This is a genomic window from Rossellomorea sp. y25 (assembly GCF_038049935.1).
In the GTDB taxonomy this organism is placed as follows: domain Bacteria; phylum Bacillota; class Bacilli; order Bacillales; family Bacillaceae_B; genus Rossellomorea.
Genome location: NZ_CP145886.1, coordinates 433,963 through 459,339 on the forward strand (window position 1 = coordinate 433,963; position 25,377 = coordinate 459,339).

General features: G+C 45.0%; 25 protein-coding genes. All 25 read left to right on the forward strand.

Annotated features, from left to right (window positions below; genetic code table 11):
• Positions 1–4 precede the first annotated feature (4 nt).
• The 25 genes from AAEM60_RS02265 to hppD all read left to right on the forward strand — a co-directional run bounded on the left by AAEM60_RS02265 (position 5) and on the right by hppD (position 25,327).
• Positions 5–1,603, forward strand: a complete 1,599-nt coding sequence (locus tag AAEM60_RS02265; protein WP_299741395.1) for an MDR family MFS transporter — start codon at positions 5–7, stop codon at positions 1,601–1,603.
• A 461-nt stretch (positions 1,604–2,064) separates the two neighbouring features.
• Complete coding sequence (locus AAEM60_RS02270; protein WP_299741396.1) at positions 2,065–3,390, forward strand: AMP-binding protein; 1,326 nt, start codon at positions 2,065–2,067, stop codon at positions 3,388–3,390.
• Positions 3,391–3,463: 73 nt separating this feature from the next.
• The gene (paaA, locus tag AAEM60_RS02275) at positions 3,464–4,432 is read left to right on the forward strand and encodes a 1,2-phenylacetyl-CoA epoxidase subunit PaaA (protein ID WP_341357299.1); all 969 of its coding nucleotides are present in this window, start codon (positions 3,464–3,466) and stop codon (positions 4,430–4,432) included.
• 15 nt (positions 4,433–4,447) lie between these two features.
• The gene (gene paaB / locus AAEM60_RS02280) at positions 4,448–4,804 is read left to right on the forward strand and encodes a 1,2-phenylacetyl-CoA epoxidase subunit PaaB (protein ID WP_113968566.1); all 357 of its coding nucleotides are present in this window, start codon (positions 4,448–4,450) and stop codon (positions 4,802–4,804) included.
• Entirely contained in the window at positions 4,801–5,619 is an 819-nt protein-coding gene (gene paaC, locus AAEM60_RS02285) for a 1,2-phenylacetyl-CoA epoxidase subunit PaaC (RefSeq protein ID WP_341357300.1), read from the forward strand. The genes paaB and paaC overlap by 4 nt, the downstream gene beginning before the upstream one ends.
• A 13-nt stretch (positions 5,620–5,632) precedes the next feature.
• Positions 5,633–6,112 carry a 1,2-phenylacetyl-CoA epoxidase subunit PaaD gene (gene paaD / locus AAEM60_RS02290; protein ID WP_299741399.1) on the forward strand — a complete coding sequence of 160 codons (480 nt, stop codon included), beginning with the start codon at positions 5,633–5,635 and terminating at the stop codon, positions 6,110–6,112.
• Positions 6,113–6,154: 42 nt separating this feature from the next.
• On the forward strand, positions 6,155–6,463 hold the full coding sequence (locus AAEM60_RS02295) for an EthD family reductase (RefSeq protein ID WP_113968569.1): 309 nt from the start codon (positions 6,155–6,157) through the stop codon (positions 6,461–6,463).
• Positions 6,456–7,235, forward strand: coding sequence for an enoyl-CoA hydratase-related protein (locus AAEM60_RS02300; protein WP_299741400.1), 780 nt, complete (start codon positions 6,456–6,458; stop codon positions 7,233–7,235). Before AAEM60_RS02295 ends, AAEM60_RS02300 begins: the two co-directional genes overlap by 8 nt.
• 12 nt (positions 7,236–7,247) lie before the next feature.
• Entirely contained in the window at positions 7,248–8,021 is a 774-nt protein-coding gene (locus tag AAEM60_RS02305) for an enoyl-CoA hydratase-related protein (protein ID WP_299741401.1), read from the forward strand.
• A gap of 24 nt (positions 8,022–8,045) precedes the next feature.
• Positions 8,046–9,563, forward strand: coding sequence for an aldehyde dehydrogenase family protein (locus AAEM60_RS02310; RefSeq protein ID WP_341357301.1), 1,518 nt, complete (start codon positions 8,046–8,048; stop codon positions 9,561–9,563).
• 69 nt (positions 9,564–9,632) lie between these two features.
• Positions 9,633–10,508 carry a 3-hydroxyacyl-CoA dehydrogenase gene (locus AAEM60_RS02315; protein ID WP_299741403.1) on the forward strand — a complete coding sequence of 292 codons (876 nt, stop codon included), beginning with the start codon at positions 9,633–9,635 and terminating at the stop codon, positions 10,506–10,508.
• Positions 10,505–11,710 carry an acetyl-CoA C-acyltransferase gene (locus tag AAEM60_RS02320; protein WP_341357302.1) on the forward strand — a complete coding sequence of 402 codons (1,206 nt, stop codon included), beginning with the start codon at positions 10,505–10,507 and terminating at the stop codon, positions 11,708–11,710. The genes AAEM60_RS02315 and AAEM60_RS02320 overlap by 4 nt, the downstream gene beginning before the upstream one ends.
• Positions 11,711–11,785: 75 nt before the next feature.
• Positions 11,786–12,007, forward strand: a complete 222-nt coding sequence (locus AAEM60_RS02325) for a hypothetical protein (protein WP_299741405.1) — start codon at positions 11,786–11,788, stop codon at positions 12,005–12,007.
• Positions 12,008–12,164: 157 nt separating this feature from the next.
• Complete coding sequence (gene paaX / locus AAEM60_RS02330; RefSeq protein WP_299741406.1) at positions 12,165–13,040, forward strand: phenylacetic acid degradation operon negative regulatory protein PaaX; 876 nt, start codon at positions 12,165–12,167, stop codon at positions 13,038–13,040.
• A 124-nt stretch (positions 13,041–13,164) separates the two neighbouring features.
• Complete coding sequence (locus tag AAEM60_RS02335) at positions 13,165–14,121, forward strand: nitronate monooxygenase (protein ID WP_341357303.1); 957 nt, start codon at positions 13,165–13,167, stop codon at positions 14,119–14,121.
• Positions 14,122–14,563: 442 nt separating this feature from the next.
• Positions 14,564–15,535 (forward strand): ABC transporter substrate-binding protein, encoded by a 972-nt coding sequence (locus AAEM60_RS02340; RefSeq protein ID WP_044339235.1) that lies wholly within the window; start codon positions 14,564–14,566, stop codon positions 15,533–15,535.
• Between the two features lie 16 nt (positions 15,536–15,551).
• Positions 15,552–16,571 carry an ABC transporter permease gene (locus AAEM60_RS02345; protein ID WP_299741408.1) on the forward strand — a complete coding sequence of 340 codons (1,020 nt, stop codon included), beginning with the start codon at positions 15,552–15,554 and terminating at the stop codon, positions 16,569–16,571.
• Positions 16,555–17,349, forward strand: a complete 795-nt coding sequence (locus AAEM60_RS02350) for an ABC transporter ATP-binding protein (protein ID WP_299741409.1) — start codon at positions 16,555–16,557, stop codon at positions 17,347–17,349. The genes AAEM60_RS02345 and AAEM60_RS02350 overlap by 17 nt, the downstream gene beginning before the upstream one ends.
• Positions 17,350–17,735: 386 nt before the next feature.
• Positions 17,736–18,131, forward strand: a complete 396-nt coding sequence (locus AAEM60_RS02355; RefSeq protein ID WP_341357304.1) for a hotdog domain-containing protein — start codon at positions 17,736–17,738, stop codon at positions 18,129–18,131.
• Between the two features lie 107 nt (positions 18,132–18,238).
• Positions 18,239–19,345 (forward strand): Glu/Leu/Phe/Val dehydrogenase, encoded by a 1,107-nt coding sequence (locus AAEM60_RS02360; protein WP_299742626.1) that lies wholly within the window; start codon positions 18,239–18,241, stop codon positions 19,343–19,345.
• A 56-nt stretch (positions 19,346–19,401) separates the two neighbouring features.
• On the forward strand, positions 19,402–20,466 hold the full coding sequence (gene pdhA / locus AAEM60_RS02365) for a pyruvate dehydrogenase (acetyl-transferring) E1 component subunit alpha (protein ID WP_299741411.1): 1,065 nt from the start codon (positions 19,402–19,404) through the stop codon (positions 20,464–20,466).
• 1 nt (position 20,467) lies between these two features.
• Complete coding sequence (locus AAEM60_RS02370; RefSeq protein WP_299741412.1) at positions 20,468–21,463, forward strand: alpha-ketoacid dehydrogenase subunit beta; 996 nt, start codon at positions 20,468–20,470, stop codon at positions 21,461–21,463.
• 15 nt (positions 21,464–21,478) lie between these two features.
• The gene (locus AAEM60_RS02375; protein ID WP_341357305.1) at positions 21,479–22,663 is read left to right on the forward strand and encodes a dihydrolipoamide acetyltransferase family protein; all 1,185 of its coding nucleotides are present in this window, start codon (positions 21,479–21,481) and stop codon (positions 22,661–22,663) included.
• A complete protein-coding gene (gene lpdA / locus AAEM60_RS02380) occupies positions 22,664–24,091 on the forward strand; it encodes a dihydrolipoyl dehydrogenase (protein ID WP_341357306.1) in 1,428 nt (475 codons plus the stop codon).
• 120 nt (positions 24,092–24,211) lie between these two features.
• Positions 24,212–25,327: a 4-hydroxyphenylpyruvate dioxygenase gene (gene hppD / locus AAEM60_RS02385; protein WP_341357307.1), complete on the forward strand. Its 1,116-nt coding sequence runs from the start codon at positions 24,212–24,214 to the stop codon at positions 25,325–25,327.
• The last annotated feature ends 50 nt before the right edge of the window (positions 25,328–25,377 follow it).

Consider the following 25,377-nt stretch of genomic DNA (forward strand, 5'->3'; position numbering starts at 1 on the left):
ACATATGTCAGTACAACCAGGGATTAATAAACGCTTAGTGCTAACCGGTTTAATTATCGGGATGTTCTTTAGTGCACTTGAACAAACCGTAGTTGGGACAGCAATGCCAACTATTATCGCTGAGCTAAACGGTTTTTCTATTTTTGCGTGGGTAACCACGGCTTATTTAATTACTTCCACCACTGTTACACCAATCGTGGGGAAACTATCGGATTTATATGGTAGACGTTTATTGTATTTGATTGGGGTCATCATTTTCATTATCGGATCGGGCTTGTGTGCAACGGCCACTTCCATGGAGCAGCTCGTTCTATATCGCGGTCTTCAAGGGATTGGCGGAGGAATGATCATGCCCCTGTCCCAAACGATTATTGGGGATATCTTCACAGCTGAACAGCGTGCAAAGTGGCAGGGGGTATTTGGAGCATTATTCGGATTAAGCTCCGTGATCGGTCCATTTATTGGCGGTTTCATTGTGGACACCATCAGCTGGCACTGGATTTTCTTGATAAACGTACCATTTGGTTTATTATCGGCACTCCTATTGTTCATCGGTTTGAAGTATGAAAATGTAGGACGCCCGACAGATAAGGTAAGCATTGATTACTTGGGGATCATCACCCTGATTCCGGCGTTAGTGCTATTACTGATAGGGTTGAATTTCGGAGGAGACAAATTCGAGTGGACGTCAGGAACTAGCTTTCTGATTTTTGGTGGTGCCATCGTGTTACTGCTTCTGTTTGGTTTCATCGAAAACAAAGCAAAAGAACCAATCCTGGATCTAAGCCTGTTTAAGAATAGAGTGTTTGCGACGACGAATGCGTTAGGTTTCCTTCTTGGTCTGGGAATGTTCGGAGCGATTATGTTTGTACCGATGTTCATGCAGGGTATTCTCGGAGTTACACCAACCCAGGCAGGTTCTACGATGACTCCAATGATGATCGCGATGATTATGGCAAGTATCATCGGAGGCAGATTATTGCTGAAACTGAAATACCGCACCGTCCTTACGGCAGGTATGCTCACTACTGTAGTCGGCTTTTTCTTGATGAGTACGATGGGTCCGGATTCTAAAGAATATACAGCATACTTTTTTATGGTGGTCATGGGATTTGGAATGGGTCTGGTGATGCCAACACTTATGATTGCTGTTCAAAATGAATTTCCTAAGTCCCGATTGGGGGCTGTCACATCATCGGCCACCTTCTTCCGCTCGATCGGTGGAACGATTGGGATTACAGTATTGAACGCCGTTATGAATCAGTCACTTCAAGAGAATATGAAGGAAGTGACGGCACAGCAGGATAATCCAGCTGCAAGTCAAATCCTTGCAGGGTTAAGTGAGAAAACAGATGCCCTGTTCGGCCTGCTTGTCACACCTGGTTTACTGGAAGTTCCGAAAGAGATTGGCAGCATCGTGATTGCTTCCATTGAAACAGCATGGTCTGATGCCTTCACAACTGTATTCTTGACAGGTTTAATCTTTATCGCGATTGGCGTGGGAGTGGCCCTGTCAGTCGGAAATGGAAGAATCAAACGAGATAAAGAGTTGCAGGAAGAAGCGATCAAAGAGGAGACAACGCTTAAACCGGCCACTGAATAATAAGAAAAGCCTGCTTTGGAGTGATTTCAAAGCAGGCTTTTTGTTGGTTTTTCCGGCCTCGGTTGGCATAAGTAAGAATCCTATGCGAGAAAATCGTTATTTTATAGAAAATGACATAATCTTTTTACTCACTTATCAAATAAAAGCTATATTTTACTTGGTTCATAGAAACCTCCGATAGGATAACGGCGAAATTTTCATTTTAACGGCGATATTCCAAATATAACGGCGAAACGGATTCTCACGCCCCTCTATGCCTCGCACCAGAAAGATACCTTTCCCCAAGATCTCTTCTCACTCAGCAGCCTATGAATGCGTTTTGATGAAATTTTCTGAAAATATATTGACAATTTTCAACAGACACGTTATCTTTTGAGTAGATAAATATAACACATAATTACATAAACGAATTAATAACGTTATATAAATATATTTTTATATAGTGACAGGAGGCCGATACGTTGATTTTGCATGAGATTGAAACTGCCAGTCGATCGCAAATGGAACGCCTTCAACTGGAGAGATTACAACATATTGCTGCTTATGTGTATGAACGAGTCCCTTTTTATCGTGAGCAATTTGACAGGAGAGGTCTGAAGCCACAGGATATAACGTCTTTGTCAAACCTAAAAATGTTACCGCTTACAAAAAAGAATGATTTACGGGAGCATTACCCTTTTGGCCTGTTCGCGGTCAAGCGTAAAGAAATGGTAAGGGTCCATGCTTCTTCCGGAACAAGTGGCAAGCCAACGGTTGTAGGGTATACCCAGAACGATATCAACATGTGGGGGGGAATTGTGGCCCGGGCCATTGCCATGGCAGGTGGAAAACCGGGGGACGTCCTGCATAATGCATACGGATATGGACTGTTTACAGGAGGTTTGGGACTTCATTATGGAAGTGAGAAGCTTGGGATGATCACGGTGCCGGTATCAGGCGGAAACATGTCCAGACAAATTACATTATTGGAAGATTTTCAGCCCACGGTCATATGCGGCACGCCATCTTACGTTCTCAATTTAGCAGAATCAATGGAGGCACAGGGGAAGGATCCGGCTTCACTATCCTTGCGATATGGAATATTCGGGGCCGAGCCTTGGTCTAATGCGATGAGAGAAACATTGGAGAGAAAGATGGATATTAAAGCGTGCGACATTTATGGCTTAAGCGAAGTCATTGGACCAGGGGTTGCGATGGAATGTCACCAAGTCCAGGATGGTCTCCATATTGCAGAGGATCATTTTCTCGTGGAAGTCATTCATCCTGATACATTAGAGCCTCTCCCAGAAGGGGAAATCGGTGAGCTTGTGTTTACAAGTTTAACAAAAGAAGCCTTTCCAATCATCCGCTATAGAACCGGAGATATCGCTTCGATTCAGAACGGAACATGCTTATGTGGGCGAACAACGGTAAAGATGTCCAGAGTGAAAGGAAGAGTGGATGACATGCTCATCATCAGAGGTGTGAACGTGTTTCCATCTGAAATGGAACACTTCCTACTTCAAATAAATGAGCTTGCACCACATTATCAGGTTCACTTAAAGAAGAAAGGGGCACTCGATTTAGTGGAGCTGCAGGTTGAAGTCACAGATGAATGCTTTCAAGGAGTGTCTAACGATTTAAATCATGAACACTTGAATCAATTGGAAGCAAAAGTGAAAAGTCTCATGAAAGATCGTTGCTATGTTTCCATGGATGTGAAAATCAGGGGACCGAAAGAAATCCCCCGTTCAGAAGGGAAAGCCATCCGGATTGTGGATCTTAGAGGAGAAGCCATGTATCAATAAATTTTTTTGAGAAAAAAAGTTATCACACAATAAAGTTCCCGCGTAGTAACTGTGTGATAAAGGAGGAGATACAATGAGTGACGTATTATCAAATCAACAACTGACGGACGAAGAGCGTATGGCTCATTTTATGAGAAAGATTGAAAATGACGAAAAGATCGAAGCGGATGATTGGATGCCGGATGAATATCGAAATGCACTGATCAAGCTGATTTCCATGCATGGGATCAGTGAAATCATGGGGGCACTTCCCGAGAAGGAATGGGTACCGAAAGCACCTACACTAAGAAGGAAGCTTGGAATCATGGCGAAGGTTCAGGACGAGATGGGCCATGGACAGCTTTTGCTTCGTGTAGCAGAAGATTTAATGAAGCCTTACGGGAAAACACGTGAGCACATTATGAGAGATTTGTTTTCAGGAGATTTAAAGTTTCATAACGTCTTTCACATGGAGGCACCTACCTGGGGAGACGCTGGATTGATCGGCTGGCTTGTGGACGGGGCAGCGATCATCACACAGACGAATATGCTCCATGCTTCATACGGTCCATATGCCCGTGCGCTAAAGCGGATTTGTGCGGAAGAAGTGTTCCACGCACAGCATGGTGAAGCCATCATCATGGCCCTGGCAGAAGGAACTCCTGAGCAAAGGGCATTAGTTCAGGATGCAGTGGACCGCTGGTGGGAATCGCTTCTTATGTTCTTTGGACCTGGTGACGCGAAAACGACAGGTTCCTCTAAGCAGGATATCACCATCAAGTACAACATCCGGACGAAAACAAATGAACAGCTGAGACAGGACTTTTTCACGAAATATGTTCCGAGGATGCTGTCGTTAGGACTGACTCTTCCCGATGAGACGATGTACTTCGACGAAGAAAAGGATTTATGGATCTATAAGCAGCCCGACTGGGACCGCTTCAAGGAGATCATTCGGAACAAAGGTCCGAAATCAAAGGATCGCCTTCGTTTAAGAGAATTATCCTACGACAATAATGCGTGGGTTCGGGAAGCATTAAGCCCTAGTGACCAAGTAAGCTAGAAAGGAATGAGTTGGATGTCTGACAAGGGGCAGAACTTTTATCAGGAATTTGAAGTGTTTAGTAAGAGGACGGACGGTGCGCAGATGCAGCATCAATTCAGTCTGTTGGCACCCAACCATGAGCTTGCCATGGTGATGGCTCAAGAGAATTTCATGAGAAGAGAGCCGGTCTCGGATATATGGGTTGTGAAGCGGTCGGACGTCCGGATGATGACACCCGAGGAAAGAGAGAGTGTCGGTCGTCTTGATAATAAAGATTACCGAAACGCCAAAGGCTACGGTTATCTGAAGAAGAAGTGGAGACAGTACGAACAGGAAATGCTCGATGAGAAAGAAATCATGTCATGGGGAGAGTTGGTGAAGAAGAAATGAAAGTGAAAAGTCCAAATGACCTTCCGAACGCAGATTATAAAGAAGCGCTTCTGAGCCTGCTCTATCAACTGGCCGACGACGATTTCATCCTTGCTTACCGCGGTTCTGAATGGCTGGGACTCGCTCCTCATATTGAAGAGGATGTCGCGTTTTCCTCCATTAATCAAGACACGATGGGGCATGCCACCATGTTCTATCAGCTCCTTGAAGAATTAGGGGAAGGGGATCAGGACCATCTGGCACATGGAAGGAAGGCGTCAGAACGCAGAAATGCCATCTTACTGGAAGAAGTGAATGGTCCCGGAAACTACTTACAAGAACCCCGTTACGACTGGGCCTTTGCTGTTGTAAGACATTATTTCTACAGCGTCGTCAAAAAGGTGCGAATTGACTCGTTAAAGAACTCCTCTTATGAACCACTTGCCGAAATGGCGATCAAAATCAACACAGAATTATATTATCACCTGCTGCACTGGAAAACCTGGTTCATTCAATTAATGAATGCCGGCGGGGAAGCAAGGGAGCGAATGAATAAGGCGATTGAACGAGTATTAAATGAATTCCAGGGAGTTCTGACCCTGGGGCCAATGGGGAAAGAAATGTCCCTTATGGCTCTGATCGAAGGAGAAGAAAGCTTAACGAAACGATGGGAGCTGGCCCTTCAACCTGTCTTCCAATCTACTCAACTATCCTTTCCTCCGAATGTAAACATGAAAAAAGGGAATGGTCGCTTAGGTGAACACACCCCTGAACTGGATACGGCACTTTCTACATTAAGCGAAGTCTATAACACAAATCCCGCAGCAAGCTGGTAAAGGATGAAGGAATATGACTGCAACCGTTTTAGAAGTTCTTCAAACAGTGAAAGATCCTGAAATTGATTCCATCAGCATTGTAGATCTTGGAATGGTCAATCGCATACATCACCAGGAAGATGCCCTGATGATTGAACTCCTGCCAACCTTTGTAGGCTGCCCTGCATTGGAAATAATTAAAGGGAATGTGGAGAAGGCGTGTCGGGATCAGCTTGGAATTCAATCCGTGCAGGTTCAGTTCGTTTATTCTCCTCCCTGGACATCAGACAGGTTAACCGAAAATGGCCGGGAGAGACTGAAGGAATTCGGCATCGCACCTCCGCCTGAACAATTCAATGGGGAAGAATATTGGGAGATTCATTGTCCATATTGCGATTCCCCCTATACCTCCATGGAGAATCTGTTCGGTCCCACCGCCTGCAGAAGCATTCTATACTGCAAGCAATGCCGCAACCCGTTCGAAGCCATGAAACCAATATCGACAATGATGTGAAGTATCTATAAAACTACTGAAAATCAAAGGAGAGATTCCACTATGGTAAAACTAATCGCATTGTATAAGCACCCTGAAAACAAAGAGAAGTTCGATGAACATTACTTCAATACCCACGCTCCGATCACAGCAAAAATTCCTGGCCTTAAAAAGATGGATGTAACGAAAATCGTCGGTTCACCTATGGGCGGAGAAGGCAAATACTACTTAATGTGCGAAATGTATTATGACAATCATGAAGCGATGAAAGCAGCCATGAAATCCGATGAAGGCAAAGCTTCCGGGAAGGACCTTATGGGCTTCGCCGCAGAGTTAGTCACTCTTATGATCGGTGAAGAAGTGAATGAGTAAAGAGTACGAATATATCGTAGTGAGCGAGAGGGACGGACTTGGTTTTATTGAATTGAATAGACCTAAAGTTCTTAACGCCATCAATCGTCCTATGGTATCGGAGTTAGTCAATGCTTTCGAGGCATTCGACCGGAACGACAGTGTAAAAGCAATTGTTTTATCTGGTAGGGGCAGAGCCTTCGCTGCAGGAGCAGACATTGATGAAATGGCGGAAGACGGTGCCATAGATTTAGAGCTCTTGAATCAATTCACGGAATGGGACCGCCTTGCCTGGATCAAGAAACCGATCATCGGGGCGGTCCAGGGGTTTGCGTTAGGGGGCGGGTTTGAGTTAGCTCTTTGCTGCGACATTCTATTCGCTTCTGAGGATGCAAGCTTCGGATTCCCTGAAGTGAATCTTGGAGTCATGCCTGGAGCGGGCGGAACCCAGAGGCTCACCAAGCTGATAGGTAAATCAAGGGCGATGGAATGGTTGTTGTCGGGAGACATGTTTACAGCAACTCAAGCCCTTGAGTGGGGAGTCATCAACCGCGCGATTCCGAAAGAATTATTAATAGAAGAAACAGAGAAATTTGCGAAGAAATTAGCTGCCAAGCCACCGCTTTCCTTGAGATTGATCAAAGAATCTGTTCATAAAGCCGTTGATTCTTCGATTTATGAAGGGATGCAATATGAGCGGAAGAACTTCTATCTTCTTTTTGCCTCTGAAGATCAGAAAGAAGGCATGAAGGCTTTTGTGGAAAAACGCAGACCGGAATTCAAAGGAAAATAAGGGGGCTGCATCATGTTCGAAACCATTAAATATGAAGTGAAAAATAACGTAGCCTGGATTACCTTAAATCGCCCGGATAAACTGAATGCTTTCATTCGTCAACTCAATCTGGAAATCCAAAAGGCCATGAAGGACTCTTCACGAAATGAAGAAGTGAGAGCCATCGTGATTACAGGTGAAGGCCGGGCTTTTTGCTCGGGGCAGGATTTAAGTGAAGTAGATGAATCCATGGATCATGGAGAGGTGCTTAGAAATAATTACGGCCCTATGGTGAAAGAAATTGAGCAGTGTGAGAAACCGGTGATTGCCGCCGTCAATGGAGTGGCAGCAGGAGCGGGATTCAGCCTGGCCCTGGCGTGTGACTTCAGGCTCGTTTCAGAGAAGGCGAGCTTTGTGCAAGCATTTGTTCACGTTGGATTAGTACCGGATTCAGGTAACCTCTATTACTTATCGAAGATTGTTGGCTATGCAAAAGCGCTGGAACTGGCTGTTTTTGGCGAAAAAATAAAAGCAGAAGAGGCTGAAAAGCTTGGCTTGGTCACAAAAATCATCTCTCTCGACCAGTGGCAGGAAGAAACAGCTGCATTTGCCGAAAGAATCGCCGCCATGCCGACGAAAGCAATCGGCTTGATGAAGCGCTTATTAAAGGGGAGCGCGGATCTATCCTTTAACGAATACTTAGAAAAAGAAGCCTGTGCCCAGCGGATCGCAGGTCAGACAGAAGATCATCGCGAAGGTGTGGCAGCCTTCATGGAGAAACGAAGACCAGCCTTTCACGGAAAATAAATCAACCTAAAAGGAGATGGAGTTATGTCTACAGTTAAAGAGCAAAGCTTTGAAGTCCTTGAAATGAAAAGAGAGCATTATTCATTGGTGATCAACGGTCAACGTATGGAAAGCGTTTCGGGTGAAACCTTTACGACGTATAATCCAGCAACAGGTGAAGCCATTGCCACCGTATCACTTGCATCCGCCCAAGATGCTGAAAAAGCGGTTGAAGCAGCGAGAAACGCGTTTGACTACGGTAAGTGGAAGAAGTTCCCGATCAATAAGCGTTCCCGCGTGCTCAATAAAATTGCAGGCATTATGAGATCACGTTTTAATGAACTTGTCTCTCTTGAGATCATGGATAGCGGGAAATCACTATCCGCTGCACAAGGTCAAGTGATGCAAGCGATCGAAGACTTTGAATTCTATGCAGGAGCGATTGTGGGCCATCGTGGCACGGTCAATAATGTACCGGGTCAATTCATGAATGTTGCGGAGAAAGAGCCGGTCGGTGTATGTGCTCAAATCATTCCGTGGAATTATCCATTGATGATGGCAGCGTGGAAAATTGCACCGGCGATTGCTGCGGGCTGCTCGGTTGTCGTAAAACCTGCAACTCTTACACCGTTGACAGCCATTGTACTTGGTGAAATTTGTATTGAAGCAGGAGTTCCTGAAGGGGTTGTAAACGTCATTCCTGGTGCAGGTTCCACTGTCGGGAATTACTTAGTTGAGCATGAAAAGGTTGATAAGGTTGCCTTCACAGGGTCAACACCTATCGGTAAAAACATTATGGAAAAAGCGTCCCAAACGTTAAAGAGAGTGACTCTTGAATTAGGAGGGAAATCACCTAATATCGTTTTTGAAGATGCAGATGTTGATGCAGCAGTGGATGGTTCCCTTTTCGGAATCTTCTATAATACAGGTCAGTCCTGTGAAGCACGCTCCAGATTGTATGTACACGAAGATATCTACGATGAGTTCATGGAAAAGTTCGTTGAAAAGACGAAGAAACTGAAACTGGCTGACCCCCACGATAAAGGAACTCATATCGGTGCGATCATCAACCAGGAGCAGCTGGATACGATCGACGGTTATGTTCAATCTGCCAAAGAAGAAGGAGCCACAATCCTGGTTGGTGGAAGTCCTGCAAAAGTAGAAGGTTTCGAAAAGGGCTATTGGTATGAGCCGACCATCATTACGGACGTGAATCACGATATGAAGGTTGTAAAAGAAGAAATCTTCGGACCAGTCGTTGTGGTAATGAAATTCAAAGATGAAAAAGAAGGGATCAAAATGGCCAACGATAGTGAATATGGTCTCGGTTCAGCTGTTTGGACTCAAAACCATGGCCGTGCGACAAGAGTATCGAAAGCGATCCAAGCCGGAATCGTGATGGTGAACTGCCCGTTCTCCGCATTCCCGGGTACTCCATTCGGAGGCTACAAGCAGTCCGGATTCGGCCGTGAGCTTTGCGTTGAAACGCTCGACCTTTACACAGAAACAAAGAGTATCATTTCTTACTTCGGTAACCGTCCGTTAAATCCATTTGGTGTATAAGAAGACATTAACAAGCAGGGGTTGTCCTATCAGGGTCAACCCCTTATTGCAAGAAAGGGGAAACAAAACATGACACAGCATATTGTGGTAGTAGGTTCCGGTGTAATGGGAAGAGGAATTGCCTATGTAAGTGCAGTTGGAGGCTTCCGGACCACACTGGTTGATATTAAACAAGAACAGTTGGATCATGCCAGGAATGAGATTCAGCATATTTTTCAAAAAGGAATAGAAAGGAATAAGCTCACTCAGCAGCAGTACGTAGAAGCAAAAGAGCTTATGAGTTATTCAACGAATCTTTTGATTGCCGTACGGGATGCCGATGTGGTCATCGAAGCCGTTCCGGAAAAGACAGACATCAAGCGTGGCGTATTTGAAGTGCTGGACGCGCATGCCCCGGACTATTGCTACCTGGCAACGAATACCTCCACCATGAGCCCGACTGAAATCGGCTCCTTTACAAAACGGCCTGACAAAGTCATTGCCATGCACTTTTTCAACCCTGTACATAAAATGCCACTCGTTGAAATCGTGAAGGGATTGGAAACAAGTGATGAAACGGCGGAGGTCATCCAGCAAGTTGCCCGCCTGATGGGGAAAGAAACGGTGGTCATCAATGAGTTCCCTGGTTTTGTCACAAGTAGAATCTCTGCCCTCGTTGGGAATGAAGCCTTTTACATGCTCCAGGAAGGACTCGGTTCTCCTGAAGAAATCGATAAAGCGATCAAGCTCGGGTTAAATTATCCCATGGGTCCGTTTGAGCTGGGAGATTTAGTCGGACTGGATACACGATTGAATAATCTTAAGTACCTTCATGAAAAGCTTGGAGAAAAGTATCGCCCGGCCCCTCTTTTAGAAAAGTATGTGAAGGCAGGACGTCTTGGCCGAAAAACTGGTAAGGGCGTTTACGATTACTCGGAAACAATGGAAAAGGAGCACCAGTCATGAGAGAGGTTGTGATTGTCGATGCTGTCCGTACTCCGATTGGAAAGTACAAAGGCTCTTTAAAAGAGGTGCGTCCTGATGATTTGGGTGCACATGTTATTAAAGCCCTCGTCGAACGAAATCCCCTCGTCCCGGTGGATACGATTGAAGAGGTGGTACTTGGAAATGCAAACGGTGCCGGGGAAGACAACCGGAACGTAGCCCGGATGTCGACACTCCTGGCAGGCCTCCCAGTTGAAGTCGGGGCTACCACCATCAACCGTTTATGCGGTTCTGGACTGGACGCTGTGAACTATGCGGCTAGAGCCATTTTGGCTAATGAAGGGGATGTTTTCATTGCAGGCGGGACTGAAAGTATGACCCGTGCTCCCTACGTCATGGCAAAGCCTTCAAAGGATTTCCCAAGGGGCAATATGGAAATGTTCGATACGACGATAGGGTGGCGCTTCGTTAATTCCCGCCTGAAAGAAAAGTACGGAACCGATTCTATGCCGGAAACAGCCGAAAACGTGGCAAAACAGTTCGGCATTTCAAGGGAAGAACAGGATCACTTTGCTTACTGGAGCCAAATGAAAGCGAAACGTGCCATGGATGAAGAACGGTTTAAAGGAGAGATTGTTCCCGTCGAATTACGGGACCGTAGAGGGAATATCTCAATCTTCCAGATCGATGAACACCCAAGACCCGATACCAATAGTGACAAACTGCAGAAGCTTAAGCCCTTATTCCAAGGAGGAACAGTGACGGCAGGGAATGCATCCGGAGTCAATGATGGTGCATCTGCTCTCTTATTAATGAGCAGAGAGAAGGCTGAAGAATTAGGCGTTACACCGCTGGCCCGCTACATGACATCAGCCACCTCAGGGCTTGAACCTTCAGTGATGGGACTGGGACCGATCTATGCCACACAGAAGGTACTGAAACGGTCTGGCCTTGCCCTGGACCAAATCGGCTTAGTGGAGCTCAATGAAGCATTCGCTGCTCAATCCATCGCCTGCATCAGGGAGCTTGGGCTGAAAGAAGAAATCGTCAATGTGAATGGAGGAGCGATTGCCCTCGGTCATCCCTTGGGAGCAAGTGGAGCACGTATCCTTACCACCCTTCTGTATGAAATGAAAAAGAGAAAGGTACGGTACGGCTTGTCTACCATGTGCATCGGTGTAGGCCAGGGAATCGCGACATTAGTAGAGAACATAGAATCTTAAGAGCCCAGTTTGTCCAGGGCTCTTTTTGTGATTAGAACATTTGATTTTTAGAAAAGATAGAAGTGAGGTGAGAGAATGGAATTTGAAATCATGACAAAAGAAAGTGAGATTCCATGTCTGGTCGTCGCTGATGAGGACAACGGCAGGTTCATGGTAAGAAAAGCCGACACGAGCGGGGAAGTGTTCAACAGCCAGGAAGAGCTTGTGGAATGGATCGAGACAAATTGGTCAAAAGAGCAGGTTGTAAATACGTATGATTTTGTGAAAATGCTGGAGATGTTGAGGATGTATCATTGAGGGTCGGGCTCTGTAAATGAGCCTGATTTTTTTGTGCTGTAGAAATAGAAAAATCAAGAATATTCATTTATTTTCATAGAATGTTTATGATAATATATAAACTAAACGTAAATTAAACGTCATAAACAAACGGAATATATCTAAAGGAGAGGCACCGATGAATACACGATCAATGATCTTTACACTATATGGGGATTATATACGACACTATGGCAACAAGATATGGATTGGCAGTTTGATTCGCTTGCTTAATGAATTTGGTCACAACGATCAAGCGGTCCGGGCAGCTATTTCGAGAATGAATAAGCAAGGTTGGGTTCAGGCAGAGAAACAGGGGAACAAAAGCTACTACTCCCTGACTGAACGCGGAGTGACCCGTATGGAAGAAGCGGCAAAGAGGATTTTTAAGCTCAAACCCGAACAATGGGACGGTAAATGGAGAATCCTTATGTACTCGATTCCTGAAGAGATTAGGAGCATCCGGGATGAACTGAGAAAGGAACTGGTTTGGAGCGGATTCGGAACTCTTTCGACGAGCACGTGGATTTCTCCCAACAATCTAGAAGTACAAGTACAAACCCTAATTGGAAAATACGATATTAAAGAATACGTCGATTTCTTCATTGCTGGATATGAAGGGCCCAATGAGAATCAACGATTGATCGAGAAAAGCTGGGACCTTAAAGAAATCAATGACCGCTACCAGGAATTCATTTCTCACTACAGTCAAAAATACATGATTGATAAAAGTAAAATCGGAAAAGGACAGATGAGCGATGCTGAATGCTTCGTTGAACGAACGAAGCTTGTCCATGAATACCGCAAATTCCTTTTCGTCGATCCAGGCTTACCAGAAGAGCTGCTGCCTGAAAAGTGGCTGGGAGCACACGCAGCCTCCCTGTTCGGAGAATACTACAAAGAACTCGCAGAACCAGCCTCCCGTTTCTTCGAAAGTGTCTTCGAAGACGGAAACGAGCTAAAAAACAAAGACCAAAGCTACAACGTCATGACCCATCCATTATTACTAGACTGACAAAAAACCACTTGCTGCTTCGGCAAGTGGTTTTTTTGAGGGACGGACCTCCGGAATCTACAAAATATATACTTGTCTAACAATTCCAAAAAGTATAACATTAATTTAACGAAGGGGGATTTTTATGAATAACCTATCCGAACTATTACATATAAAATATCCAATTATTCAAGGGGGAATGGGGAACATCAGCAATGCCCAGTTGACCGCAGCCATCTCGGAAGCCGGGGCACTCGGTACGATCGGAGTCGGAACGATGAGTGTGGAGGAAGTGGAAGGGATTGTTGTTGAAACCAAGAAACGAACAAACAAGCCATTCGCATTAAACATCCCGATCTCCATCACCCCACACCTGCAGGAAATGATTCGCCTAGTGGTGACTCATCGAATACCAGTCGTTTCCCTGTCAGCTGGAAATCCCGCCCCACTCATCCCGTACTTTCATGAGCACAATGTTAAGGTGATTTGTGTCGTCGCATCTAAAAAGCAGGGAAAGAAAGCGGAAGACGCCGGTGCAGATGTGATCGTGGCGGAAGGTTATGAGGCTGCCGGGATCAACTCCAATCTGGAAACGACAACGCTTGCCCTAATTCCACAACTCGTGGATACCGTGGACATTCCTGTGGTCGCAGCAGGAGGAATAGGTGATGGAAGGGGACTCGCTTCCATGCTCGCGCTAGGTGCCAGTGGTGTGCAAATGGGAACGAGGTTCATTGCTACACAGGAAGCTCCTTTTCATGAAAACTATAAATCGACACTAGTGGAAGCAAAAGATGATAGCACGATCATCGTCGGGCGTTCTATCGGAAGGGTAAGAAGGGTCATGAAAACGCCTTATGCTGCACAACTGATTCAAAAAGAACAAGAGGGGGTCGAACTTGAAGAGTTCAGTCAAATGACCTCGGAGGATTATCATCGTGTAGGGGCACTTGAAGGCAAGCTGGATCAAGGCTTTATCAACGGAGGGCAGGTGTCTGGCCTTGTGTCAGATGTTCCGACTGTGAAGGAACTGGTAGAGAGAATGATAAATGATGCCCAGGGGATTTTTAGGAAGCTTTCGGGCAGCGGTGTGGAATCTTAATAGATTGTTGTGAAAGGCGCTTTTCCTTAATTGGGAAAGTGTCTTTTTTATGGTGGTGTTCACAATTTGGCACAAGTTTTGGTGAAAGTGGCACAAGTTTAGTAGATTTCAGCACAACAGTATGAAAAGAAGAGCGTGAAGTAGAAAAACTATAGCAAGAAACTATCGAATATCCAGGATAATTGGAGTCCTTCAGAAAAATTTTCCCCGAATCCCTCTAGAAATCACTGCTAATACCGACTATACTAGTATTAATTTTTAAATTTTCGGAATATTATTGACTATTTTGTGACAGGAGTGATAATATAACGTTGTATTTACGCTGAAGATCATTTTTATCATACTTGGGTTTGCTAGTCTACTAGACTACTGATCATAAATTAGGAAGAGAAAAAGGGGGATTTCTGTGAAGAAGAAGAGTTTATTACTTGTTGTCATCTCAATGATGCTGGGAATGCTGGTTTTAGCGGGCTGTGGTAGTGATACAAGCTCAGGTGGAGGAGATGGTGAAAAACAATATGTTATCGGGGTAACCCAAATTGTGGAACATCCGTCTTTAGATGCAGCGTTTGAAGGTTTTAAGAAAGCTTTAGCTGAAAATGGCCTTGAAGAAGGTAAAAATGTGAAGTTTGATGTTCAAATTGCTCAAGGGGATCCTACAAATTCACAAACGATCGCCAAGAACTTCGTTGGTGATGGCGTCGACCTCATCTTTGCAAACTCAACCCCAAGTGCTCAGCACGCATTAAATGCTACAAAGGAAATTCCAATCGTGTTCACGTCAGTGACTGATCCCGTTGGTGCTGAATTAGTGAAATCCTTCGAGGAGCCTGGTGAGAATATCACAGGAACCACAGATACTCATCCTGAAGCAATCTCTAAGACAATTTCATTTATTACGGATGAAATGAAAGCGAAAAATATTGGTGTTATTTATAACTCAGGTGAACAAAACTCCGTTGTACAGGCTGAAGAAGTGAAAAAGCTTGCTGAAGAAAAGGGAGCAAAAGTTGTTGAAGCTTCTGTATCTACGTCAGCTGATGTAAAGCAAGCGGCAGAATCACTGGTAGGTCGTGTGGATGCGATTTACGTTCCTACTGATAATACGGTAGTATCTGCATTGGAATCAGTCATCAGTGTCTCAAATGATAAAGATATTCCTTTATTTGTGGGTGAACTGGATTCAATGAAAAAAGGTGCGATTGCAGCTAGTGGATTCAGCTACGAAGATCTTGGGTACGAAACGGGATTGATGGCTGCAAAAATTTTAAAAGGTGAAAAGAAACCTTCTGAAATCAATGTTGAGTATCCAAAGAATTTTAAGTTAATGATCAATAAGCAAGCTGCTGAAGAGCAAGGTGTAGAAGTCCAGGATGCATGGTCTGATTTAGGAGAGTTTTACGAAGAGAAATAAGAGAGGATGATGATTCGTGCCAACAGCAATATTCGCATCCTTTGAATCTGGAATCATTTACGCTATTATGGCCCTCGGAGTCTACTTGTCCTTTCGGATATTGGATTTTCCTGATTTAACAGTCGATGGCAGCTTCGTTACGGGAGCCGCTGTCGCTGCCACCATGATTGTCAGTGGCGTAAATCCAGTCATCGCAACCATTACAGCGATTGTCATCGGATTTGTTGCAGGATGTATAACAGGATTACTTCACACATTTGGAAAGATTAATGCCTTATTATCAGGGATTTTAATGATGATTGCTCTTTATTCAATCAATCTCAGGATAATGGGACGATCGAATGTACCTTTACTTAGTCAGGATACTGCTTTTACAGGGGTGGAAGGATTCTGGTCACCACTCGGGATCGATGCCGCTCTCAATAAATTGTGGATGGCGGTCGGACTCGGGGAGCCTGTACCGGGAACATGGAGCATTTTATTCATCATGACGATCATTACCCTTGTCATTAAATTTTTAACGGATGGCTTTTTGAAAACGGAAGTTGGATTGGCCCTTAGAGCGACAGGAGATAATCAGCGAATGATCCGCAGCTTTTCCGCTAATACGAATCTAATGATCATTCTTGGCTTGGGAATCTCGAACGGGATGGTTGCACTATCCGGTGCGTTGATTGCTCAGTATAGCCGTTTTGCAGATGTTGGAATGGGTATCGGGATGATTATCATTGGACTTGCTTCCGTCATCATTGGAGAAGCCCTATTTGGAACGAAAACAATCGCCCGTACTACATTGGCTGTCATTGGAGGAGCGATCATCTACCGATTGGTCGTTTCCATGGCACTTCGTGTCGATTTCCTGGAAACGGGAGATATGAAGCTGATCACGGCGACAATCGTGATTCTTGCACTTGTGATGCCTAAAGTGATGGATCGCTACAAGGATAAGAAACGAAAAGCCCAGCGAATGGCAGAACGAATAAACAAGGCTCCTATCACAGATGGAAAGGGTGAGAGCGGTGTTACAATTAAATAGAATTCACAAAGTATTTAATGAAGGGACACCTGACGAAAAAATCGCCCTTGATGACATCCAGCTGACTCTGAAACCAGGGGATTTCGTCACTGTGATTGGAAGTAACGGAGCTGGGAAATCGACATTGATGAACATCGTTTCAGGTGTGCTTCTGCCAGATATCGGAAATGTTCTCATCGATGATCATGACGTCTCGAAGGTTTCCGAGTATAAACGATCAAAGCTCATCGGTCGCGTGTTCCAGGATCCCATGGCAGGAACGGCGCCTTCCATGACCATAGAAGAAAACCTTGCTATGGCGTATTCACGAAATCGTACGCGTACCTTTAAAATGGGGGTAACCAAAAAACGGAGAGTGTTTTTCAAAGAAGTACTGGAAACTCTTCACTTAGGGTTAGAAAACCGATTGAATGCAAAGGTAGGATTATTATCAGGCGGGGAAAGGCAAGCGCTCTCTCTACTGATGGCGACATTTACCGAGCCGTCGATCTTATTGCTGGATGAGCATACGGCGGCATTGGATCCTGCTAGAGCTGATCTGATTACAAACCTGACAAAAGAGATTGTAGAGAAGTATAAGCTCACGACCTTAATGGTGACCCATAACATGCAGCAGGCGCTTGACCTTGGCAACCGATTGATCATGATGGATAAAGGTCAAATCATATTAGAGGTAAATGAAGAAGAGAAGAAGCACCTCACAGTCGAAGGACTTCTACATGAATTCCAACGGATCCGTGGAAGCAAACTCGCAAGCGACCGGGCACTTCTTTCATAAGATTAACAACCTTCTACAAAAAGCAACGGGACTTTGTTCCGTTGCTTTTTTGTGTTTGGAATATTTTAATTGTTTATCTGGAAGGGAGTCGCCTAGCGTTGGCGGCTAGAGGCTCGAGGTCATAAGTCAAACTTACCAAGAAGGCAAAAGACGCCTTTCCGGCAAGTTTGACTTATGCTTGTCGCCTCTGAGCAAGCCGCCTTCGCATTTGAGTGAGGGACGGACCTTCGGCTTCGCCGATAGGTCCGTCCCTCTGCATAACTTATATTAATATAATATTTTAAATTTTAACAATTTATTGACTATTTATAAAACAAAATGTTATTATATCGTTGAATTAACGTTATATAAAAATATATAATTTGTTGGTTTAAAGGGGGAAAGCAATGAAGTCTGGATTAGCAGAAGGACATACGGCAGTCGTCACGACAGAAGTAATCCCCAGCATGTATGCCCAGTTTGAAGGAAACGTCGTACATCCTGTGTATTCAACCGTCTCGATGGTTTACCACATGGAATGGGCATCGAGAAAAATCATTCTACCCTATTTAGAAGAACATGAAGAAGGTATGGGAGCCAAAGTGAACGTTGAGCATATGGCTCCGGCGAAAATCGGTTCCTCTCTTGAAATTAAAGCGAGCGTTATTAAATATGAACGAAATATCATCGTAACCGAAGTGACTGTCAGAGATAGAGAGAGTGACAGACTCATTGGAAAAGGTGAAGTAAAGCAAGTGGTCCTGCCAAAAGAAAAAATCAAAGAAAGAATAAAAGAAAACTAGTTTTGACCACTTCTTGAATAAGAATGTAAAAGGAGGAAGCTTTAGTGCCTAACGTAACGACAAAAATGAAAGCGGTTCCAACGAGAGAGCTTGTGGGGGGAATAGAAATGGATATGTTTCAGAAAATACAAAATCATGAGCAGGTTGTATTCTGCAACGATGAAGAAACAGGACTCAAAGCCATCATCGCCATACATAATACCACTCTCGGCCCTGCACTGGGCGGATGTCGAATGAGACCTTATGCATCAGTGGATGAAGCATTGGAGGACGTTTTACGTTTATCAAAAGGAATGACTTACAAATGTGCCGCGGCCGATGTGGACTTTGGAGGAGGAAAAGCGGTTATTATCGGGGATCCTGAAAAAGACAAACATCCGGAACTGTTCCGTGCCTTCGGTCAATTCGTTGAATCCCTTAACGGACGATTCTATACAGGGACAGACATGGGGACCACGCCTGAAGATTTTGTTTATGCATTAAAAGAAACGAATTGTATTGTAGGCGTTAATGAAGAGTACGGAGGTAGTGGAGATTCATCCATCCCGACTGCCATGGGAGTGATCTACGGCTTGCAGGCAACCAACCAAAACGTGTGGGGTTCAAAGGATCTTCATGGAAAAAGCTACGCCATTCAAGGGTTGGGAAAAGTGGGATATAAGGTAGCCGAGCGTCTACTGGAAGAGGGAGCGGACCTCTACGTAACGGATATTAGCCAGAAATCCATCGATCAGTTGGTTTCCAAGGCGAAAAGTATGGGAGCAGCGATCAAGGTCGTAGGCGGGGATGAAATCTACTCAGTTGATGCGGATGTATTCATACCATGTGCAATTGGCGGGATCATCAACGATCATACGATTGATCAGCTGAAAGTAAAAGCGGTTGTAGGATCTGCCAACAACCAATTATTGGACCTGTCTCATGGAATGCAGCTGCATGAAAAAGGGATTCTTTACGCACCTGATTACATCGTCAATGCAGGCGGATTGATTCAAGTAGCTGACGAATTATACGAACCTAACAAAGAACGCGTACTCCAAAAAACAAGTGCCATCTATAACAGCCTCCAGAATATTTACCTGCAATCAGAAAACCAGCACATGACCACAGTCGAAGCAGCCAATCGTTTCTGTGAAGACCGCATTCATTCACGCACAAGAAGAAACAGCTTTTTCTCCCACGCAAAACGTCCGAAATGGTCGGTTAGGACATAAAAAAGCAAATCAAGAGTTTACCGTAACGACAAAAAAGCACCACAAGAGGTGATGAAATGATCGAGGAATTTAAATTGGTTCAGGTAATTGATCAACAAGGAGAATTACTTCAATGGGAGTATGAAAAGGATATTTCAGAAGACTTGGCCCGTACATTTTATCGGCATTTAATCAGGATCCGTACCTTTGATAGGAAGGCGGTGAGTCTCCAACGTCAGGGAAGGATCGGGACGTATGCTCCTTATGAAGGACAGGAGGCGTCCCAGGTGGGGAGCGCACTTGCCCTAAAGGACAAAGACTGGTTATTCCCATCCTATCGTGATCATGGCGCAACCATGACATTCGGACATTCCCTGCTTCATATCCTCCTATTCTGGAAAGGTCGGAATGAAGGATGTGTGCCCCCGGAAGGAAAGAATATTTTCACTCCCGGTATTCCGATAGCGACCCAGCTTCCACATGCGGTAGGGGCGGCTTATGCGGAGAAGAGAAAAGGAACACGTAATGCAGCCATTGTTTATTTTGGAGATGGTGCCACTTCAGAGGGTGATTTCCATGAAGGATTGAACCTGGCAAGCGTCTGGGAGGCCCCGGTTGTCTTTTTTAATCAAAATAACCACTATGCCATATCCGTTCCCATGCACAAGCAAATGAAAACGAAAACCATTGCCCAGAAGGCTCTTGCCTATGACATTCCAAGTGTTCGAATCGACGGCAATGATATTTTTGCTGTTTATTTTGAAACGTTGAAAGCATTGGAGAGAGCGAGAAATGGGGACGGACCTACCTTGATCGAGTCCGTGACGTGGAGATATGGTGCCCACACGACTGCCGATGATCCGACCAAATACCGTGATCAGCTGGAAAGTGAGAGCCGTCGCAGGGAGAACGATCCTGTTGATCGCTTAACGAGATTCATGAAGCATAAAGGCTGGATCGATGAAGAGTGGATGACGTCTGTTCAAAAGGAATGTGCGAAGGAAGTGGATCTTGCCGTCGAGGAGTTAGAAGCCTATCCAGCAGCAGATCCGAGTGTGATCTTTGATTATGTGTTTGCCACCCCAACGTGGACGATTCAAGAACAAAAAGAAAAGCTCCTTGAGCTATTGAGAGGTGAGTAGAATGAGCACCTTAACAAAAATGAAGACGCTGACGATGGTTCAAGCCATCACGGACGGTATGAGGGTGATGCTTGAGGAAAACGAGGATGTCCTATTGATGGGTGAAGACATCGGAACGAATGGTGGTGTGTTTCGGGCAACGGACGGTCTTCAACAGGAATTTGGGGAAGACAGGGTTCTCGATACACCTTTAAGTGAAGCAGGGTTTATTGGAGCGGCTATTGGTATGGGGTTAAACGGTTTTCGTCCTGTAGCTGAGGTCCAATTTCTGGGGTTCATCTATCCAGCATACGAACAGATCATGACCCATGCTTCCCGGTTGCGTTCCCGTACTCTTGGTCATTTCACCTGTCCATTGGTGATACGCGCTCCTTATGGTGCTGGAGTCAGAGCCCCTGAAATTCACTCCGATAGCACGGAAGCGCTATTTACACATATGCCGGGAATTAAAGTCGTTTGTCCCGCAACACCGTATGATGCGAAGGGACTGTTGATTGCTGCCATTGAAGATCCGGATCCCGTTCTCTTCTTGGAGCCTATGAGATGCTACCGATCTTCACGTGAAGAAGTACCGGAGGAAAAGTATACGGTGGAAATCGGGAAAGGAAAAGTAGTCAAGGAAGGTGAAGATGTCACGATCATCGCATGGGGGGCCATGGTGAAGATAGCTGAGGATGCTGCTAAGGAAGCGACAGGTAAAGGCATTTCCTGCGAAGTGCTTGATCTAAGGACACTCTATCCCCTGGATAAGGACCTCATTTCAAGTTCTGTCCAGAAAACGGGAAGAACCGTGATCGTCCATGAAGCCCATGCCACCGGTGGAGTCGGAAATGATGTGCTGGCGATTATCAATGACACATCCTTTTTATATCAAAAAGCGCCGACTGAACGGGTGACTGGATTCGATACCCCTGTTCCTTATTTCGGATTTGAAGATTTCTATCTACCTGACAGCAAACGTGTATTAGCTGCAGTGGAAAAAGTAGCACGCTATTAGACAAGGAGGGAGTCCATGGAAGTTAAGCTTCATGATATTGGGGAAGGCATGACCGAAGCCAATATCAATCACTTTCTTGTGAAAGTGGGAGATGTCGTAAAAGCCGATCAACCATTAGTAGAGGTTCAAACAGATAAAATGACTGCGGAGATTCCGGCACCTTTTTCAGGTGTGATCAAGGAATTTACGGTAAGTGAAGGGGAAACGATTCCAGTGGGATCCACTGTTCTGTTAATGGATCATGAACAAGTGAAACAGACTGGAGGCGAGCGATCCATTTCACAAACAACTCAAGTGTTGAAGAAAAGAAGGATCCTTGCATCCCCGTATACGAGGAAAATAGCAAGGGAGAATGGTATCAACATAGAGGAAGTGGTTGGTTCCGGAGTGGGAGGCAGAATCCTTGATGAAGACATTTTCCTTTATATGAAAGGAGAAAGTCATACATCTCCACAGCCAGTGGAAGAATCTAAATCCGTCACACCTGCAGCATCAAAAGAATCCGTCACAAAGACCATTCCTTTTCGAGGCAGACGCAAACAAATTGCTTCTAAAATGTCACAGTCACTCAGAACGATCCCGCACTGTACCCATTTTGAAGAAATCGATGTTACGAATCTGCTATCCTGGAAAGATACCATGAAAGTGAGCGGCGGGTCCATTTCCGTTGGAGCTTATTTTATCAAAGCCATTTCTGTCTGTTTGAAAGAGTTTCCAATCTTCAATGCCCGTCTCAATGAACAGGAGGAGTGTGTCGAGCTCCAGTCCCATCACAATATTGGAATCGCTGTAGATGCAGACGAAGGACTGATTGTCCCCGTCATAAAACATGTTGAAGGGAAAACAATGAAGGACATCCACAGAGAAATGAAGGCATTGACCATTAACGCACAGGAAGGCAAGTTAACGATGAAAGATATCAAAGGCGGAACCTTCACGGTCAGTAACGTAGGGCCCCTGAACGGGTCGATCGGAGCCACTCCGATCATTAACGAACCGGAAGTTGCCCTCCTCGCTTTCCATAAGACGAAGAAACGCCCTATGGTGAATGATAAGGATGAAATTGTCGTCCGCTCCATGATGAATGTGTCTATGTCGTTTGACCACAGAGTGGTAGATGGCGGAACGGCCGTGAAGTTTACAAATCGATTACGGGATTTGATCGAACAGCCAGAGTCCATGCTTTTGGAGTTGATGTAAATGGTAGTGGGAGAGATCACAGAAGATAAAGAGATTGTCGTCATCGGGGGAGGTCCAGGCGGCTATCATGCAGCCATTCGAGCTGCGGGTTTAGGACTGAATGTGACGCTGATCGAAAGAGAAGAGCTGGGCGGGACCTGCTTGAATAAAGGCTGCATTCCATCAAAAGTCTTTACCCATTTTGCCCAAGAATTCAAAAAGACGAAGCACCTGAAAGAGATGGGGATGGAGTTTGGGGAAGTAGAAGCAAATCTTTCTACTCTTCAAAGCTATAAAAATAAAAAAATCACACAGCTTCGAAAAGGTGTGGAATCCCTTTGTAAAGCGAATAAGATTGAGATCGTAAAGGGTTCTGCATCCTTCCTGTCAGAATCCCGCATTGGAGTTGAAAACGGTCATGAGTTTTCCCTCTTTAATTTCAAGCAGTCCATCGTCGCGACTGGTGGTGAATTTCATTACCCGGAGGGGATAGAATTTGATTCGACTCTTGTACTGAAGGAGAGAGAAATTTTTCAGCTGGAGGAAATACCAGAGGAACTCATCGTATACGGGGGCGATTATATTTCCTTAGAGATCGCGTCTGTTTTCTCCCTATTGGGCAGCAGCGTCACGCTTATTTTAAATGATGAATTTTCATTTGACTCTTCTATTTCAAAAGAGCTATTCAGGCAATTGAAAAAGCAGAAAATCAATGTGATCAAGAATTCGACCGTGCAAACTGCGAGCCAAACAGAAGGGAAAGTCATGGTGAGGCTGGACAAAGAGAACGGGGAAGTGGTTTCTTTGGAAGGCTCTCATTTTGTGGGGAGCGGAATAGTAAAGCCGAATATAAGCGACCTTGGCCTTGACCGTCTGGGCCTTGAGCTGACAGAAGAAGGCTATATCCATACGGATTATCAGGGAAGAACCTCCATTCCAACTATATGGGCGATCGGCGATGTAACGGAAGGTCCGTCCCTCGCAGTCAAAGCGATCAAACAGGGGAAGGCGGCTGCAGAGGCGATGGCTGGGCTAGAGGTGGAGGTAGATCTGCAGTTTGTGCCGACGGTGGTGCAGATGAGCCCGCCAATTGCGTGTGCGGGCCTTACCGAGGAGGAAGCACGAGAGGAAGGTTATTCGGTTAGAGTGAGTGAGAACCCTGTCAGAGGAAACGGGTACGCTCAGCTGACGGATGAAAAGGATGGATTCGTGAAAGTCGTGTCAGACAGTGAAACGGATTTGATTCTTGGGATTCATATAATGGGGATGGGAGCAGCCGAGTTGATCACCTCAGGGGTGCTTGGCCTTGAAATGGCAGCGAGAGATGAGGACTTTCGCTTTCCTGTGTATCCTCATCCAAGTATGAACGAAAGCTTATTAGAAGCGGTTGAAGGATTAAAGGGAGACGCCGTGCACATGCCTCCCCGAAAAAAAGAGCTGGCGAGATAAAGTGAGGGACACGCTTTTACGCAGAGAAGCGTTTAAGCTTTACTAGCGACTCTTGAGAAGTTCTAGAAAACTATTTAATATAATATTCAGAATAAATTAACGTTTAATGGAGGGTTCAGGATGCAAGAGAATGTAGCAAAAAAGCAGGTTAAAGTAGAAGATGTCTTCCCGGTAAGAGATGTCGATTATTTAGAGTATTATACGGGAAATGCAAAGCAGGCCGCCCACTTCTTCTGTACGGCATTCGGATTTAAGACCGTTGCCTATTCAGGACTGGAAACAGGAAATCGTGACACAGTATCCTATGTACTGCAACAAAATAAAGTACGATTGGTGATTACAGGAAGCCTGCACGAAGGCAGCCGGGTGTCCCAATTCGTGAAGCATCACGGGGACGGCATTAAAGATATCGCCCTTGTGGTGGATGATGTTGAAAAGGCTTACACTGGAGCGGTGTCCCGCGGCGCGATTGAAATCATGCCCCCTTCTACGCTCGAAGATGATAACGGAAAACTGAAAAAAGCCATCATTGGTACATACGGGGATACGATTCACACCCTTGTAGAACGTAAAGATTATAAGGGGATCTTCATGCCAGGCTTTGAAAAGTATGATTCTTCGCTGAAAAATGAAGATGCAGGCATCATCGCTGTCGATCATGTAGTAGGAAACGTGGAGCGCATGGAAGAGTGGGTGGAGTATTACGAAAAAGTGATGGGCTTTAAGGAAATGCGTCATTTTACGAATGAAGATATTACAACAGAATACTCTGCCCTTATGTCGAAGGTGATGCATAACGGCGGTCGAATCAAATTCCCGATCAATGAGCCGGCCGAAGGAAAACGCAAATCACAAATCCAGGAATACCTTGAATTCTATGGTGGTCCCGGCGTTCAGCATATTGCCATCTTAACCGAAGACATCGTGAAAACAGTCGGTATTTTAAAAGAAAACGGGGTGGAATTCCTTAACACGCCGGATTCCTATTACGACATGCTTTCAGAGCGTGTAGGGGAAATCGACGAAGAGATTTCTAAAATCAAAGAGTTGAATATTTTAGTAGACCGTGATGACGAAGGCTACCTGCTTCAAATTTTCACAAAACCAATCGTGGACCGTCCAACCCTATTCATTGAAGTGATTCAACGAAAAGGTGCAAGAGGATTCGGAGAAGGAAACTTCAAAGCATTATTCGAATCCATCGAGCGGGAGCAGGAACGCAGAGGAAACCTATAAAAATAAAAAAATAGATAGATAGAACATATATAACGGGGGTCAAAGGACCG

Bases quoted from the DNA above. Each gene is read 5' to 3' on its own strand.
- AAEM60_RS02265 (WP_299741395.1), top strand. From the start codon at position 5: ATGTCAGTACAACCAGGGATTAATAAACGCTTAGTGCTAACCGGTTTA.
- paaA (WP_341357299.1), top strand. From the start codon at position 3,464: ATGAGTGACGTATTATCAAATCAACAACTGACGGACGAAGAGCGTATG.
- paaB (WP_113968566.1), top strand. From the start codon at position 4,448: ATGTCTGACAAGGGGCAGAACTTTTATCAGGAATTTGAAGTGTTTAGT.
- paaC (WP_341357300.1), top strand. From the start codon at position 4,801: ATGAAAGTGAAAAGTCCAAATGACCTTCCGAACGCAGATTATAAAGAA.
- paaD (WP_299741399.1), top strand. From the start codon at position 5,633: ATGACTGCAACCGTTTTAGAAGTTCTTCAAACAGTGAAAGATCCTGAA.
- AAEM60_RS02295 (WP_113968569.1), top strand. From the start codon at position 6,155: ATGGTAAAACTAATCGCATTGTATAAGCACCCTGAAAACAAAGAGAAG.
- AAEM60_RS02300 (WP_299741400.1), top strand. From the start codon at position 6,456: ATGAGTAAAGAGTACGAATATATCGTAGTGAGCGAGAGGGACGGACTT.
- AAEM60_RS02305 (WP_299741401.1), top strand. From the start codon at position 7,248: ATGTTCGAAACCATTAAATATGAAGTGAAAAATAACGTAGCCTGGATT.
- AAEM60_RS02310 (WP_341357301.1), top strand. From the start codon at position 8,046: ATGTCTACAGTTAAAGAGCAAAGCTTTGAAGTCCTTGAAATGAAAAGA.
- AAEM60_RS02315 (WP_299741403.1), top strand. From the start codon at position 9,633: ATGACACAGCATATTGTGGTAGTAGGTTCCGGTGTAATGGGAAGAGGA.
- AAEM60_RS02320 (WP_341357302.1), top strand. From the start codon at position 10,505: ATGAGAGAGGTTGTGATTGTCGATGCTGTCCGTACTCCGATTGGAAAG.
- AAEM60_RS02325 (WP_299741405.1), top strand. From the start codon at position 11,786: ATGGAATTTGAAATCATGACAAAAGAAAGTGAGATTCCATGTCTGGTC.
- paaX (WP_299741406.1), top strand. From the start codon at position 12,165: ATGAATACACGATCAATGATCTTTACACTATATGGGGATTATATACGA.
- AAEM60_RS02335 (WP_341357303.1), top strand. From the start codon at position 13,165: ATGAATAACCTATCCGAACTATTACATATAAAATATCCAATTATTCAA.
- AAEM60_RS02340 (WP_044339235.1), top strand. From the start codon at position 14,564: ATGATGCTGGGAATGCTGGTTTTAGCGGGCTGTGGTAGTGATACAAGC.
- AAEM60_RS02355 (WP_341357304.1), top strand. From the start codon at position 17,736: ATGAAGTCTGGATTAGCAGAAGGACATACGGCAGTCGTCACGACAGAA.
- AAEM60_RS02360 (WP_299742626.1), top strand. From the start codon at position 18,239: ATGGATATGTTTCAGAAAATACAAAATCATGAGCAGGTTGTATTCTGC.
- pdhA (WP_299741411.1), top strand. From the start codon at position 19,402: ATGATCGAGGAATTTAAATTGGTTCAGGTAATTGATCAACAAGGAGAA.
- AAEM60_RS02370 (WP_299741412.1), top strand. From the start codon at position 20,468: ATGAGCACCTTAACAAAAATGAAGACGCTGACGATGGTTCAAGCCATC.
- AAEM60_RS02375 (WP_341357305.1), top strand. From the start codon at position 21,479: ATGGAAGTTAAGCTTCATGATATTGGGGAAGGCATGACCGAAGCCAAT.
- lpdA (WP_341357306.1), top strand. From the start codon at position 22,664: ATGGTAGTGGGAGAGATCACAGAAGATAAAGAGATTGTCGTCATCGGG.
- hppD (WP_341357307.1), top strand. From the start codon at position 24,212: ATGCAAGAGAATGTAGCAAAAAAGCAGGTTAAAGTAGAAGATGTCTTC.